Annotated in this window: 17 protein-coding genes; 9 read left to right on the top strand and 8 right to left on the bottom strand. The window is 33.3% G+C overall.

Annotation, left to right across the window (positions count from 1 at the left end; genetic code table 11):
- Positions 1 to 3 precede the first annotated feature (3 nt).
- Positions 4 to 474, top strand: a complete 471-nt coding sequence (locus AC1EUY_RS08495; protein ID WP_480195093.1) for a nucleoside deaminase — start codon at positions 4 to 6, stop codon at positions 472 to 474.
- On the opposite strand, the gene AC1EUY_RS08490 is transcribed toward AC1EUY_RS08495, so the two are convergent.
- Positions 471 to 644 carry a hypothetical protein gene (locus tag AC1EUY_RS08490; RefSeq protein WP_480195092.1) on the bottom strand — a complete coding sequence of 58 codons (174 nt, stop codon included), beginning with the start codon at positions 642 to 644 and terminating at the stop codon, positions 471 to 473. The genes AC1EUY_RS08495 and AC1EUY_RS08490 overlap by 4 nt on opposite strands.
- 89 nt (positions 645 to 733) lie before the next feature.
- On the opposite strand from AC1EUY_RS08490, the gene hutI reads away from it, so the two are divergent.
- Both hutI and AC1EUY_RS08480 read left to right on the top strand, forming a co-directional pair.
- Positions 734 to 1,984, top strand: coding sequence for an imidazolonepropionase (hutI, locus tag AC1EUY_RS08485; RefSeq protein ID WP_480195091.1), 1,251 nt, complete (start codon positions 734 to 736; stop codon positions 1,982 to 1,984).
- On the top strand, positions 1,981 to 2,652 hold the full coding sequence (locus AC1EUY_RS08480; RefSeq protein ID WP_480195090.1) for a hypothetical protein: 672 nt from the start codon (positions 1,981 to 1,983) through the stop codon (positions 2,650 to 2,652). The genes hutI and AC1EUY_RS08480 overlap by 4 nt, the downstream gene beginning before the upstream one ends.
- Positions 2,653 to 2,734: 82 nt before the next feature.
- On the opposite strand, the gene AC1EUY_RS08475 is transcribed toward AC1EUY_RS08480, so the two are convergent.
- A complete protein-coding gene (locus AC1EUY_RS08475) occupies positions 2,735 to 4,177 on the bottom strand; it encodes a glyceraldehyde-3-phosphate dehydrogenase (protein WP_480195089.1) in 1,443 nt (480 codons plus the stop codon).
- Positions 4,178 to 4,312: 135 nt separating this feature from the next.
- Complete coding sequence (locus AC1EUY_RS08470) at positions 4,313 to 5,713, bottom strand: trypsin-like peptidase domain-containing protein (protein WP_480195088.1); 1,401 nt, start codon at positions 5,711 to 5,713, stop codon at positions 4,313 to 4,315.
- Positions 5,714 to 5,858: 145 nt separating this feature from the next.
- Between AC1EUY_RS08470 and dapF the strand changes: the two genes are divergently transcribed.
- From dapF to AC1EUY_RS08445, 5 genes are all read left to right on the top strand, one after another.
- The gene (dapF, locus tag AC1EUY_RS08465) at positions 5,859 to 6,644 is read left to right on the top strand and encodes a diaminopimelate epimerase (RefSeq protein ID WP_480195087.1); all 786 of its coding nucleotides are present in this window, start codon (positions 5,859 to 5,861) and stop codon (positions 6,642 to 6,644) included.
- Positions 6,644 to 7,168: a GNAT family N-acetyltransferase gene (locus AC1EUY_RS08460; RefSeq protein ID WP_480195086.1), complete on the top strand. Its 525-nt coding sequence runs from the start codon at positions 6,644 to 6,646 to the stop codon at positions 7,166 to 7,168. The genes dapF and AC1EUY_RS08460 overlap by 1 nt, the downstream gene beginning before the upstream one ends.
- The gene (gene mltG / locus AC1EUY_RS08455) at positions 7,165 to 8,199 is read left to right on the top strand and encodes an endolytic transglycosylase MltG (RefSeq protein ID WP_480195085.1); all 1,035 of its coding nucleotides are present in this window, start codon (positions 7,165 to 7,167) and stop codon (positions 8,197 to 8,199) included. Before AC1EUY_RS08460 ends, mltG begins: the two co-directional genes overlap by 4 nt.
- A gap of 5 nt (positions 8,200 to 8,204) precedes the next feature.
- On the top strand, positions 8,205 to 9,128 hold the full coding sequence (locus tag AC1EUY_RS08450; protein ID WP_480195084.1) for a DUF2279 domain-containing protein: 924 nt from the start codon (positions 8,205 to 8,207) through the stop codon (positions 9,126 to 9,128).
- A gap of 116 nt (positions 9,129 to 9,244) precedes the next feature.
- Positions 9,245 to 9,874, top strand: a complete 630-nt coding sequence (locus AC1EUY_RS08445; RefSeq protein WP_480195083.1) for a hypothetical protein — start codon at positions 9,245 to 9,247, stop codon at positions 9,872 to 9,874.
- A 54-nt stretch (positions 9,875 to 9,928) separates the two neighbouring features.
- On the opposite strand, the gene AC1EUY_RS08440 is transcribed toward AC1EUY_RS08445, so the two are convergent.
- From AC1EUY_RS08440 to dnaA, 3 genes are read right to left on the bottom strand one after another with little or no spacing between them, the layout of a single operon-like run.
- Positions 9,929 to 10,636 (bottom strand): SAM-dependent methyltransferase, encoded by a 708-nt coding sequence (locus tag AC1EUY_RS08440; protein ID WP_480195082.1) that lies wholly within the window; start codon positions 10,634 to 10,636, stop codon positions 9,929 to 9,931.
- On the bottom strand, positions 10,633 to 11,085 hold the full coding sequence (locus tag AC1EUY_RS08435) for a low molecular weight protein-tyrosine-phosphatase (RefSeq protein WP_480195081.1): 453 nt from the start codon (positions 11,083 to 11,085) through the stop codon (positions 10,633 to 10,635). The genes AC1EUY_RS08440 and AC1EUY_RS08435 overlap by 4 nt, the downstream gene beginning before the upstream one ends.
- Positions 11,086 to 11,095: 10 nt before the next feature.
- A complete protein-coding gene (dnaA, locus tag AC1EUY_RS08430; protein WP_480195080.1) occupies positions 11,096 to 12,523 on the bottom strand; it encodes a chromosomal replication initiator protein DnaA in 1,428 nt (475 codons plus the stop codon).
- Positions 12,524 to 12,700: 177 nt separating this feature from the next.
- On the opposite strand from dnaA, the gene AC1EUY_RS08425 reads away from it, so the two are divergent.
- On the top strand, positions 12,701 to 13,105 hold the full coding sequence (locus AC1EUY_RS08425) for an acyl-CoA thioesterase (RefSeq protein WP_480195079.1): 405 nt from the start codon (positions 12,701 to 12,703) through the stop codon (positions 13,103 to 13,105).
- Here AC1EUY_RS08425 and AC1EUY_RS08420 read toward each other — a convergent pair.
- Positions 13,102 to 13,710 carry an IMPACT family protein gene (locus AC1EUY_RS08420; protein WP_480195078.1) on the bottom strand — a complete coding sequence of 203 codons (609 nt, stop codon included), beginning with the start codon at positions 13,708 to 13,710 and terminating at the stop codon, positions 13,102 to 13,104. The two genes, AC1EUY_RS08425 and AC1EUY_RS08420, sit on opposite strands and share 4 nt — an antisense overlap.
- A complete protein-coding gene (gene ribD / locus AC1EUY_RS08415; protein WP_480195077.1) occupies positions 13,707 to 14,774 on the bottom strand; it encodes a bifunctional diaminohydroxyphosphoribosylaminopyrimidine deaminase/5-amino-6-(5-phosphoribosylamino)uracil reductase RibD in 1,068 nt (355 codons plus the stop codon). Before ribD ends, AC1EUY_RS08420 begins: the two co-directional genes overlap by 4 nt.
- Between the last annotated feature and the right edge of the window lie 49 nt (positions 14,775 to 14,823).

Raw genomic sequence — 14,823 nt, 5'->3', positions numbered from 1 at the left:
ATTATGACCAATAAAGAATTCATGAGTGAAGCAGTGAAAGATGCTCTAAAGGGTATGCATGCAAACGAAGGAGGTCCTTTTGGTTGTATTGTAGTAAAAAACGGAGACATTGTAGGGCGCGGTAATAATAAAGTGACATCTACGAACGATCCTACTGCACATGCTGAGGTGACCGCCATTCGTGATGCCTGTAAAAACCTCAAAACTTTTCAGTTAAATGGATGCGTCATTTATACCTCATGCGAGCCCTGCCCAATGTGTTTGGGTGCAATTTATTGGGCACGTCCAGATAAAGTATATTATGGCAGCAATCAGCAAGATGCTGCCAATATAGGTTTCGATGATGAATTTATCTATAAAGAGATTCCATTGCCTTACGAACAACGCAGTATTCCGTTTGAACAATGCGCCCGAGACATTGCCTTAGAACCCTTTAAACAATGGGCAGCAAAGCAAGATAAAATAGAATATTAGAATTCTAAATTACCTTGATTTCTTACCATTTCTAAATAATCTAGGTATTTTTTATACTCTTTTAACTTAGAAATCGTGTACTTATCACGTTTATAGGGATCAAAGTTTTTCTTACGTTTCTTTTTTTTAGAACGATTTATATCGTTCTCATAATCGAAATTATTTTCCATAGTTTAGCGACTTGTGTTGTAGCTTTATAACGTTTCTAAAATAATCTTTAGTATATCATACTATTAATTACCTTTACACCATATAGACTATGCGTACACTTTTTATTAACATTAAAGAGCTTCTACAGGTTAGGGAAATACCCGTAAAAAAAGTTTCTGGTGAAGACATGAATATCTTACCCACTATAAAAAATGCTTTTTTACTTATTGAAAATGATAGTATTCTTGATTTTGGTAAGATGGAAGATTTTAAAGCAGAAGAAGTTGATACTACCATTGATGTTTCTGGAAAGATGATACTACCAACATGGTGTGATAGTCATACACATATTGTGTATGCTGGCAACCGTGAAGGGGAATTTGTCGATAGAATTAAAGGGTTATCCTATGAAGAAATAGCTAAGAAAGGTGGCGGTATTTTAAATTCAGCCAAGAAATTACAACTGATTGGTGAGGATGCATTATATCATCAATCAGCAAAGCGCTTAGAAGAAGTAATCGCTTTAGGAACTGGAGCTATAGAAATAAAATCAGGGTATGGGTTAACCACAGAAGCTGAGCTAAAAATGTTGCGTATCATTAAAAGGTTGGCTGAAAATTATCCTATAGCAATCAAAGCAACCTTTTTAGGGGCTCACGCTTTTCCAGCTGAATACAAACTACATCAAGAAGCCTACATTGATCTATTAATTAATGAAATGCTTCCTAAAATTGCTGAAGAAAATTTAGCTGAATTTATTGATGTATTTTGCGAAAAAGGATATTTTTCTAACGATCAAACCAATAGAATTTTAGAAGCAGGTATCAAATTCGGATTGACGCCGAAAATTCATGTCAATCAGTTTTCAATAAGTGGTGGTATTCAAATTGCAGTAAAACACAACGCACTCTCGGTGGATCATTTAGAGGTTTTAAACACTAATGATATTTTGGCTTTAAAAAAGGGTCAAACGATGCCAGTAGCACTTCCCTCCTGTTCTTATTTTTTAAGCATTCCATATACTCCAGCGAGAAAAATTATAGATGCTGGTTTACCTTTAGCATTAGCCACCGATTATAATCCGGGTTCTACACCTAGTGGGAATATGAATTTTGTGATAAGTACCGCGTGTATTAAAATGAAAATGACACCAGAAGAGGCAATCAATGCTGCAACCATTAATGGTGCGTATGCTATGAATTTATCTAGAACTCATGGATCTATCACCAAAGGAAAAAAAGCAAATTTTATGATAACTAAAGAAATTCCTTCTTATGGATTTCTACCGTATGCTTTCGGTACCAATCATATTGAAAAAGTATATCTTAACGGAAAATGTATGAATCAAAAATCAATATGAAGACAAATCTTAAAGTTATAGGTGTAATTATTTTAATGATTGTAATTACTAGCTGCAAAAAAATGACCGATAAGATTGGAAAACCTGAAAATTTCGACTACGGAACTATCGAGAATAATGTATATAAGAATACATTCTTCAATCTAGTAATGAATTTACCAGAAGATTGGAATATACAATCGCAAGCTCAGCTTGAACAAATTGCTAATTTGGGTAAAGACATGATCGGTGAAAACAATGAAAACCTCAAAAAAGCAATTAAAGCTTCTGAAATAAACGTCGCTAATTTGTTGGGTTTATTTAGATATGAAATTGGCAGTAACGTTGCATCTTACAATCAAAATTTAATGATGGCTGCTGAAAATATTGGTATGGCAAAAATAACCAATGTCATAAATTCTCCAGAAGATTATATGGATAAAGTTAAAGAAGTACTACATCAAACAGGTATGAATTATACTTTTGAAGATAAAGGTTTTAAAAAGAAGGTGAATGGTCACGAGTTTTACATTTCTAAAGCATCTATGGATTATGCAGGAATGAAGATTAAGCAAGAGTTTTATATCACTATTATTAATGACTTTGCCTTAGGTATTACACTATCGTATGTAACTGATGAGCAAAAAGAAGAACTCTATAAAATCTTTAATACTATAAAAATTAAGTAAACATTTTTAAACTATGCATATAAAGACAAAGCCAAGCTTTTAAGCTTGGCTTTGTCTTTATATCACGTAAAAGGTTACTAAATTAATAATAAGAAAAACGTCTTACTTTAGAAATATATTTTGCTAATCTAATTACCTGATGACTGTAACCATACTCATTATCATACCAAACATAAATAACAATTGTTTTTCCGTCTGGAGTCGTAATCGTAGCTTGACTGTCAAATATGGATGGCGCCGAAGTTCCGACGATATCAGAAGAGACCAATTCATTACTCATAGCATATTGAATTTGCTCTACTAAGTCGCCCTCTAACGCATACTTTTTCATCGTGGCATTTATAGTTTCTGCGCTGGCTGCATTCTCTAGTTGTAGATTTAAAATGGCTAACGATCCATTAGGTACAGGAACTCTAATGGCATTAGAAGTTAGCTTTCCTTCTAATTCTGGTAATGCCTTAGAAACTGCTTTACCAGCCCCAGTTTCTGTAATCACCATATTTAAAGCTGCAGCTCTACCTCTACGGTATTTTTTATGCATATTATCGACTAAATTCTGATCATTGGTATAAGCATGTATGGTCTCTAAATGCCCAGATTTAACTCCAAAACTATCATTAATTACCTTTAAAATTGGAGTGATCGCATTCGTAGTACATGAAGCGGCTGAGAAGATATCGACCTCATCAGGATTATAATCGGTATGATTTACACCATGTACGATATTTGGAACTCCTTTACCAGGAGCCGTTAATAACACTTTAGCTACACCCTTAGCAATTAAATGACGACTTAATGCTTCCTTATCTCTAAAAGCTCCAGTATTATCAATAACTAAAGCATCGTTAATACCATATTGAGTATAATCAATATCTTCTGGTGCATTTGCAGAGATCATGTGTATCGTGGTTCCATCAATGATTAGCGCATTATTGGTAGCATTTGCTTTTACCGTTCCAGGAAAATCACCATGTACAGAATCACTTCTTAATAATGAAGCTCTTTTTTCTAAAACAGTTTCATCAATAGCTCCTCTGGTGACTATTGCACGTAATCGCATTTGTTTTCCTTTACCTGTACGTGTCATTAATTCACGTGCCAATAACCTTCCTATACGACCAAAACCATATAAAATAACATCTTTAGGCTGTATATTGTTCGTTTTACTTGCGCCTTTTAATTTATTCGAGATAAATGTTTTTACATTATCTGATGCATCAATATGATATTCATAGGCTAGTTTTCCTATATCTAACTTAGCAGGTGGCAGATCTGCTTGCTTAATAGCTCTTGCTATTTCTACGGTATCAAAAATCGAAATTGGCTTTTGAACAAAATCTCCAGCATACTCCATTAAATTAAGAATTTCACTTACTTTTCTATCAATTAACTGATTTCTAAATAGCACTAATTCTATTGCATTATCATACCATAGATCACTAATAATATTTATGAATTCTACTGTGGCTCTTCTTCTATCTGCTTGAAAAGCCAGTTCTTTTTCATAGGTTTCGCTTGTGTGCATTTTTATAAAATTATGTTGTGTTTGAATTTTGCCGCAAAAGTAGTTATTTCAAACGTTTTCGTAAAACCTTTTTCAAATAAAAAATCCTGTTAAAGAAAATATCTCAAACAGGATTTTTTATGTTATGTGCAAAATTTAATTTCTAAATGCATACCGCTCGGCTTCACCTTTTAAATTTAACACTTCTATATATAAAGGGTCTGATCCGTTAAGATTAGCTTCAAGAATTTGCTTAGCTTCTTGTGCGTTATTAATTTCTTGCTTGTTTATTTTAGTAATAATATACCCGCTTTTCACTCCATAGTAAGCCAAATATCTATTCTGATTATTAATAATTTTAGCTCCAGATTTTATACCAAAAGCTTTAACATCTTTTTTAGATAAATCTTTTAGAGTCACACCAAAATTTGATACTTCAACAAAATCTTTTTTACCTAAAGTTACTGTACGCACTAACTCATTACCATCCCTTAAAACAGTAACCGCAATTTTTTCACCGGGTCGCTTGGCAGATAATTGCCCTCTTAAATCTGAAGATTCGTTGATCTTAACATCATTAATTCTCGTAATAATATCTTTCACTTTCAATCCAGCTTTTTCTGCACCACCCTCTTCAGAAACTTCAGTAATTTTTACGCCTTGTATATCATTTTCTTCAGTAGCAAACGTAATTCCAATAAGCGCTTCTTGTACACTACCGAATTCTAGTAGATCATCAACCACTTTTTTTGCAATATTAGAAGGTACTGCAAACGAATACCCTTCAAAAGAACCAGTTCTAGAAGTTATTGCAGTATTTATACCGATTAATTCACCTCGCGTATTGACCAAAGCACCACCACTATTGCCTGAATTTACAGCAGCATCTGTTTGTATAAATGATTCAATATTATTATTACCTTTTAAATCACGAGCTTTTGCACTAATGATACCTGCCGTCACTGTAGAAGTTAAATTTAAAGGATTTCCAACAGCCAATACCCACTCGCCTATTCTCACATTATCAGAATTACCAAAGGGCACAAATGGTAAATCTGAATCATAGTTTATTTTTAAGAGCGCTATATCATTTTTTGCGTCTTTACCAATAACTTCAGCTTTTAAACTCTTTTTATTATTTAAAGATACTTCAATATCGCTAGCACCTTGAATTACGTGATTATTCGTTACGATATACCCATCAGGTGAAATAATCACACCAGAACCTGCGCCAATAAGAGAAGGCTTGTCACCATTACTTCGCTTTCCATAAAAAAACTCTTCTAACGGATTTGATCTTCTAATAGCCATATTCTTAACATGTACTACTGCATTCACAGTTTCTTCTGCAGCCTTCGTAAAATCTATAGTTTCTACTTCACCCGACTCATTGGTTGTTGTAGGTATATAATTGGCATTATATATTCTTGGACTATTAGATTGTTCAGAAAATCCAGAAACTGTATGCTCAGTATGATTCGTTAATAAAAAATATCCGCCAAGTGTAAGTGCACCTCCTAAAACAGATGCAAAAACCAAACTCACAACTTTCTTCATAAATATTTAATTTTTAGTGGTTAAAAATTATTTCTTTCAACTAGTTAGTGTCAAAATTAATCGATTATTACAAATGTTAAAACTACTTTAACGATACTTTAACAGCAGTCATTTCCTTTGAAATATTCGCTACCTTTGTCATTCAATGAAACTAAACTTTTATAAATATCAAGGTACGGGAAATGATTTCATTTTAGTTGATAATCGACTTGAAATTTTTCCCAAAAATAATACCAAACTTGTTTCACGGCTTTGCAATAGACATTTTGGCATTGGTGCAGATGGATTAATATTACTAGAAAACTCAGAAACCACTGATTTTAAGATGGTATATTATAATGCTGATGGCAACGAAAGTACTATGTGTGGTAATGGTGGTAGATGTATTGTAGCATTTGCAAAATACCTTACTATTATTATAAGCAAAACTAAATTTGAAGCAATAGATGGTATTCATGTGGCAAAAATTTCTGATAATATAGTACAACTAAAAATGATTGATGTAGATATTATAAAGCAATACCCTGAACATTTGTTTTTAAATACAGGATCTCCGCATCATATTACTTATGTAAAAGATGTGAAAGACATAAACGTTAAAATTACAGGGAGAAAAATTCGATATGGCGCTCCATATTTTAAAGAAGGTGCGAATGTAAATTTTGTTGATCAAGTAAATGATCGCACTTTTAATGTACGAACGTACGAACGTGGTGTAGAAGATGAAACCTTAAGCTGTGGAACTGGTGTTACGGCTGTTGCCATTGCTGCCCATAAATCAAAAAAAACACAAGCAAAAAATGTAATTTTAAATACCTTAGGAGGAAGCTTAGAAGTTTCTTTTGATTATGTAAAGAGTACCCTTACCTATAAGAACGTGTTTTTAAAAGGTCCTACAACATTAGTATTCGAAGGAGTAATTGATGTATAATGCAAGTTCTTAAAGGAGAAAATATATATCTTAGAGCATTAGAACCAGAAGATCTCGATTTCTTATTTGAAGTCGAAAATGATAGTGTTTTTTGGGAAGTTAGTAGTACAGAAACACCTTTTTCTAAATTTATTTTAGAGCAATATATTGCCAATTCACATCTAGACATTTACACTGCAAAGCAATTACGACTGGTAATTTCAGATTATGAAAATAATATCGCCTTGGGTATGATCGATTTATTCGATTATAATCCTAAGCATCACAGAGCAGGAGTAGGCATCTTAATAAAAAATGAGTATCAAAATAATGGATTCGCCTCTGAAGCGTTACAACTAGTAATAAACTATTGTTTCACTACCTTACATATGCATCAACTTTATGCCAATATCACGAATACGAATACCGCAAGTTTAAAGCTATTTAAAAATGCTGGTTTTAAGCAAGTTGGTATTAAAAAAGATTGGATACATATTGGTGATTCCTATAAAGATGAAGTTTTATTTCAATTACTAAAAAAATGAACTTAAAAAAAGCTGCACTTATTTCATTTATTCTAGCGTTTATAGTCGCATTTTATCTGGCATGGAATTTTTATGGTAAAATTTTTCATGGTAATATAAAAGAAGATACATCCTTTTATATAAAATCTGATGCTAATTTTAATGATGTTGTCACAGATATTACCCCATATCTAAAAAGCATTGAAGGTTTTAAATGGGTAGCAAAAAAGAAAAATTACCCTAATTTAATAAAAGCAGGGCATTATGTATTGAAAGAAGGAATGAATAATAATGAACTCATTAATCTTTTACGTAGTGGGGAACAAACACCTATAAAAGTCGCTTTTAATAATCAAGATACTGTTGAAAAATTAGCGGGTAGAATTGCAGAACAAATAGAAGCAGATTCTGTAGAAGTATTAGACGCTATCTATGATAAAGATTTTCTTGGTAAAAACAACCTTACAAAAGCTAATGTTCTAGGGATATTTATTCCAAACTCTTATGAGCTTTATTGGAACACCTCGGCTGAAAAATTTAGAGATCGTATGCTAAAAGAATACAACCTATTTTGGAATGATAGCAGAAAGACAAAAGCAAAAAAATTAGGTTTAACACAAAATGAAGTAAGTACTTTGGCCTCTATTGTACAAAAAGAAACCGCTCAAGCTAGTGAGCGACCTATAGTTGCAGGATTGTATTTAAATAGAATTCGTCAAGGTTGGCCCTTAGGTGCCGATCCTACAATCATTTATATTTTAAAACAAAAACATGGCCAGGATAAAATTTTTAAGCGTGTATTAAATAAAGATCTTGAGATAGACTCACCTTACAATACGTATAAAAACATTGGCTTACCTCCTTCTCTTATTGCTATGCCCGATATTTCTTCTATAGATGCCGTGTTAGCAGATAAGCGTCACGATTACTATTATATGTGTGCTAGTGTCGATAATATTGGATATCATGAGTTTGCCAAAACACTAGCTCAGCATAACAGAAATGCTGCTAAATACCACCAATGGGTTTCAAGTCAAGGTATTAATAGATAATTTTTTTGAAATCAACACTAAAAAATAGCATTGCATGTTCGTTGGTATTATTTCTCCTTAGCGGATATACGCAAAGTGACACTTCTTTTTGGAAAAAATCTGATACCCTAAATAAAAAAAGAAGAAATACAGTTTATATTACTGAAGCATCTGCCACCGCATTAATGCTAGTAGGTATGAATCAACTATGGTATGCAGATTACCCAAAAACCTCCTTTCAATTTAAGAATGATAACAACGATTGGTTACAAATGGATAAAGTTGGGCATGCATTTTCTACCTATCAAGTAGGAAGGCTAGGTATGGAAACACTAGACTGGGCGGGTGTGGATAGAAAAAAGCAACTGCTGTATGGGGCAACCTTAGGTTTTGCTTTTCTTACTTCAGTAGAAGTACTTGACGGATTTTCAGAAGAATGGGGCTTCTCGGTGGGTGATATGATCGCGAATGCTTCTGGAACAGGACTACTAATAGGGCAAGAATTATTATGGGAAGAACAACGCATTACTTTAAAATATTCTTTTCATCAAACTTCTTTCGCTAATCAAAGACCCGATGTACTTGGCAAAAATCTTTTAGAGCAAAGCATCAAAGATTATAATGGTATGACCTATTGGCTTTCTGGAAATATTTGGTCGTTCAATAAAAAAAGCAATTTTCCGAAGTGGTTCAATGTTGCTTTTGGCTATGGTGCAGATGGTTTATTGTACGGGAATGAAAATTCGATACCAGATAATATCGATATGACTAATATACCAGAAAGAAATAGACAGTTTTATCTGAGTCTTGACATCGATCTAACAAAAATCAAAACACGCTCAAAATTCCTAAAAACACTCTTCACTACATTAAATTTTATTAAAATTCCGGCACCAACTATCGAATTTAACTCTAAAAGAAAAGTTAAATTTCATGCACTTTATTTTTAACTGATTAAAAATCAGTAAAATAAATATTTTTATTTTATTTTGTATATTTGTATAGTTGCCATATATTTGCAAGCCAAAATTAAATAAGCTACCAAGCCAATTTAATTTGCAATATCATGAGAAGGAAACTTTTAAAGGTATTTAGTATTGTAGCAGTATTATACTTTACCACAACTAGTTTTTCAAGTTGGAAAAAAGTAACTGCAACATACAATGTACCAGAAGAAAATGCAATCTTTACGGTAAAGCCTGCTGGATTGATTGAGACAGACAAAGACCCCTTATTACCTGTAACTGGTAAAACGTTCATTGGTTTTAAAGAAGCCTTAGGCTTTAAAGAATCTCAAGGAGATTATGACAAGGTAAATACCCTTGGGTATCTAGGCAAATACCAATTTGGTAAATCTACTTTAAAACGTTTCAATATTTATGACACTACCGAGTTCTTGAAAGATGCGAAATTGCAGGAAGATGCATTTGAAGCTTTATGCTCTGTAAATAAATGGATTCTAAAAAGAGACATAAAACGTAGTGTTGGAAAAAGAATTAACGGCGTCAGAATTACTGAATCTGGTATTTTGGCAGCGGCGCATTTAGCTGGTGCTGGAAGCGTAAAAAAATTTTTACGTAGCAATGGCGACTATCAATTTGCTGATGCGTATGGCACAACGATAGAACATTATATGAAAAAATTTGCAGGGTACGACACTTCATTTATTGAAGCAAATAGAAATCCTGTATTTTGATTGGTTACAATTATTGGTTAGTTAACAAAAATCCTCAACGTTTGTTGAGGGTTTTTATTTTTTATGAATAATAAAAATTGCAGGACGTTTATGCAAACTGGTATTCACAGTGCTCCATTCTTCTACAGTTTTTGTGAGAATAGATTCTGTAGCCAATGTAATATCAACAGCAATGGTCAAAAATGTATTTTTTGATAACGCACTCAAAAGATCATCAATCATTTTTTCATTTCTGTAAGGTGTTTCTATAAAAATCTGTGATTGGTCTTGATTAAAAGATAATTTTTCTAAACGTTTTATCTCTTTTTTACGATCAGATTTTTCGATAGGTAAATACCCATTAAATGCAAAATTTTGTCCATTTAAACCTGAAGCCATCAATGCCATGATTATAGAAGAAGGTCCCACTAGTGGGACCACCCTGATTGATTTTTCATGAGCCATTGCCACTATTAATGCTCCAGGATCAGCAACCGCTGGAACACCTGCCTCAGATAATAATCCAACATTTTCCCCTTGCGAACAAGCGTTTAAGTAATGAATCGTTTCAGTTGGCTCGGTATATTTGTCGAGCACATATATATGCAATGAACCTTGCGATTTCTTAGGTGTTATTTTTTTAATGAATCTTCTCGCAGATTTTTCATTTTCTACAATAAAATGTGTGGTTTTTTCAATGACTTTCTTTACAGAAATTGGCAAGACCTCTAAAGGCTCATTATCTCCTAAGGTTGTCGGTATTAAATATAGCCTTCCTTTCATTTTAGTTTTTGAGCAATAATTGTGCAGGCTTTGTCTAACATTTGGTACACATTTTCAAATCCTTCAATCCCTCCAGTATATGGATCGGGTACATCCACATTTTCATTAGGGAATAACGCATTAAGAATCATCTTTACCTTTTTCTTATCAGATTCATCGCGAGCTAATGCGAGCACATCTCTTCTATTAGCATTATCCATCACATAAATAATATCAAATCGATCAAAATCAGCTATTTTGAACTGTCTGCATCGCTGATCTGTAATATCTATATTGTGATTATTTGCAGTTTCAATTGATCTACGGTCAGGCAATTCACCAACATGGTAATTGCCTGTACCAGCAGAATCTATAACTATTTGAGTAGTATCAACTTTAGATTTTAAAATACCTTCAGCTAATGGCGAGCGGCAAATATTACCTAAGCATACCATTAGTATTCGCATCATTACCTAAAAATTAAAATGAAAGTTTTTTAGTAATGTCTTCAACGTATTTTCTAAACTGTTTGTCGGTTTCAGTAAGGTTATCTACCGTTTTACATGCGTGCAATACAGTAGCATGATCTCTGTTACCTATTTGTGAACCAATACTTGCAAGCGAAGCTTTTGTCATTTTTTTAGCAAAATACATTGCCAGTTGACGTGCTTGAACAATATGACGTTTTCTAGTTTTTGATTGTAATGTAGTAACATCCATTTCAAAATACTTAGAAACCACTTTTTGTATGTAGTCTATTGAAACTTCACGTTTTGTATTCTTTACAAACTTATCTACAATCTGTTTCGTAAGAGAAAGTGTGAATTCCTTCTTGTTAAAAGAAGCTTGTGCAATCATTGATATTAACACACCTTCTAATTCTCTAACATTTGTCTTAATATTCTTTGCAATATATTCAACAATCTCTTCAGGCATTTCTACGCCGTCTCTAAAGAGCTTACGTTGTAAAATTGAGATTCTAGTTTCGTAATCAGGCGGTTGTAACTCAGCTGATAGCCCCCATTTAAAGCGAGACAATAAACGTTGTTCAATATCTTGCATGTCAACCGGCGCCTTATCAGACGTTAACACTACTTGTTTACCATTTTGATGTAAATGATTGAATATATGAAAAAACACATCTTGAGTACCCGATTTACCAGACAAAAACTGTACATCATCAATAATCAGTACATCTATCATTTGGTAAAAATGGATAAAGTCATTTCTGGTGTTACCTTTTACAGAATCAATATATTGTTGTGTAAATTTCTCAGCAGAAATATATAAAACCGTTTTTTCTGGATACTTATCTTTTATGTCAACACCTATAGCATGCGATAAATGCGTTTTTCCTAAACCAACACCTCCATAAATCAACAAAGGGTTAAAAGAAGTACCCCCTGGTTTATTCGCAACAGCCATACCCGCAGAACGCGCTAAACGATTTGCATCACCTTCAATAAAACTATCAAAATTGTAATTAGGGTTTAACTGCGATTCTATCTTTACCTTTTGAATGCCGGGAATAATAAACGGATTTCTTAGTTCTCTTTTATCTATCTCTAAAGGAACCGTCATGCCCTGCGAGTTAAAAGGTTTTCTATTTGAGCTCGGTATCTTTACGGTATGAGGATTCTTACTACTATACGTATTTTCCATACGTACATCATAGATTAATTTTGCATCATCCCCCAATTCACGTACAAGCGCTACTCTTAATAATTTAATATAGTGCTCTTCTAACCATTCGTAAAAAAATTTGCTCGGAACTTGTATTGTAAGGGCTTCACCAGTGATCTTTATGGGTTTTATCGGTTCAAACCAGGTTTTATAGGCTTGTGGCTTGATGTTATCTTCGATAAAAGACAGACAACTATTCCATACTGAGTCAGCAGTTTTTGTCATTATTAGGGTCTAGTATTTTAAGTTTTTAGGTTTAGCGTTAGAGGATAATAACGGGGATTATTATTCCTCTTTTTCGGTCTTACAAAAGTGTGAATATTTTTCAGTATAAAAAAATAAAATTGCTATTGGTTTTTAATTTTTTTTTACGTAAACTCTCCTGCTAAATTACTAAAAAAATTGCAAACACATTCAATACAAATCCGCGTAAGATATGGTGAAACAGACCAAATGGGCTATGTTTACTATGGTAATTATGCTCAATATTTTGAGATGGGAAGGGTAGAATGGTTACGCAACCTCGGTATATCGTATAAAGACATGGAATCTACTGGTATTATGTTACCTGTAAACAACTTAACTATAGATTACATACAACCCGCTAAATATGATGATTTACTTACCTTAAAAACCACCCTACTAAAAAAGCCGTCTGCCAAAATTGAATTTAGTTTTGAATTATATAATGAACATAGTATTTTATTAACAAAAGCTTACATACGTTTAGTTTTTATAGATATGAAACGAAATAGACCTACTAGGGCTCCTGAGTACATTTTAGACAAGGTAAACGAATTCTTTTAAAGTGTTTCTGTTTTTATAAATCGAAGCGCTTTAAATTGAGTTGTTATTTCTTTCGCTTTACTCTTTTTAACAGCAACTATATATTCACAATTAAGTTCCATTTTTTGTGATTTAATAGATAGGTTTTGCTCTTTTATTATGCGCATTACCTTATTCATTTCTTTATACTCAAAGGTCAACTTCAACAACTGCGTTACCGTCTTTTCAACAATAACGGCATTTGTGAGTGCAAGTTCTGCTGTCGTTTTATAGGCGTTAATCAAACCTCCAACTCCTAATTTAGTACCTCCAAAATAACGAACAACCACAACCAAAATATTTGTAACTCCTTTCGAAAGAATTTGACCATAGATAGGATTACCTGCAGAATTATTGGGTTCTCCGTCATCATTTACCCTAAAACTTATGGTTGATGCTTCAACTCCTAGTCGCCAGGCATAACACCAATGCCTCGCTTTTGGGTGCTGCTCTTTTAAAGTAGCAATAATCGAACGAACCTCTTCTTCATGACACAATGGAAAAACATACCCCAAAAATTTACTACCTCTATCTTTAAAAATAGCTTCTTCTGAAGGTATTACCACAGTTTTATAGATATCTTTCACACGCACAGATCTGCACTATTGTTTCTTAGAATTTTTAATGAATCTCCTTCAATTTTTACTTCAGAGATTAATTCACCTTGAATTGAAGGAGCAGTGACACCCTCCTTAAAAGAAGTAATACTCGTAAAGATTCTAGCTTCATCCCAAATATTCGTTTCTATAAATGTTTGTAAGGTTTGCTTACCTCCTTCAATAATAACAGAATTAATTTTGTGATTTTGTAAGGTTTCTAAAATCTGCTCAACTAGGTTTTTAGAAAAATCGACTTTTTGAAAAAGCAGCACATCAGCAGATGGCTTTTCTTTTTCGGTAAAAATAATTGTTTTAACTTCTTTATCGTAAACATGATAGTCTGTTGGAATTCTCAAATTTCTATCTAACACGACTCGTACTGGGTTTTTACCAGACCAGTTTCTAACTGTTAATCTTGGATTATCGTTTAAAACGGTATTCGTACCTACCAAGATAGCGTCTTCTTCGGCTCGCCATTTATGCACCAACTGTCTTGAATAGCTAGTAGATATCCATGTCGGGTTTGCTGCTTCTTTGTCAGTCACATTTCTAATTACATCTATAAAACCATTGGCTGTTTCAGCCCATTTTAGAATAACAAAAGGACGTTTTTTTGTTACCGATGTAAAAAAGCGCTTATTACTTTCTAGGCATTCTCTTTCTAAAACCCCAAGCACCACCTTAACACCATGATCTTTTAGCTTTTGAATCCCTCCACCAGCAACTTTCTCAAAAGGATCAACACAACCAATTACGACATGTTTAATTCCACTTTTTACAATCAAATCAGCACATGGTGGTGTATTACCGTAATGATTACAAGGCTCTAAACTCACATAAAGCGTCGCTTTAGAAAGTAATGATGTGTTTTGTACACTATTAATAGCATTGACCTCGGCATGATTACCTCTATAGGCACTCGTGTATCCTTCTCCAATAATAGCATCATTCACGACTAGCACACAACCTACTGAGGGATTTGGGCTGGTTATACCCAACCCATTTTTAGCGAGTTGTAAGCAGCGTTTTATGTATTTTTCGTGTATATTCACACCACAAATGTACAGTTTTAAAAGTGAGTTTTAAAAGTGAGTTTTAAAA

This window comes from Maritimimonas sp. 2210JD6-3, assembly GCF_056591795.1.
Note: the sequence above shows the minus strand (reverse complement) of the source record. Positions and strands in the feature narration are given on the sequence as shown.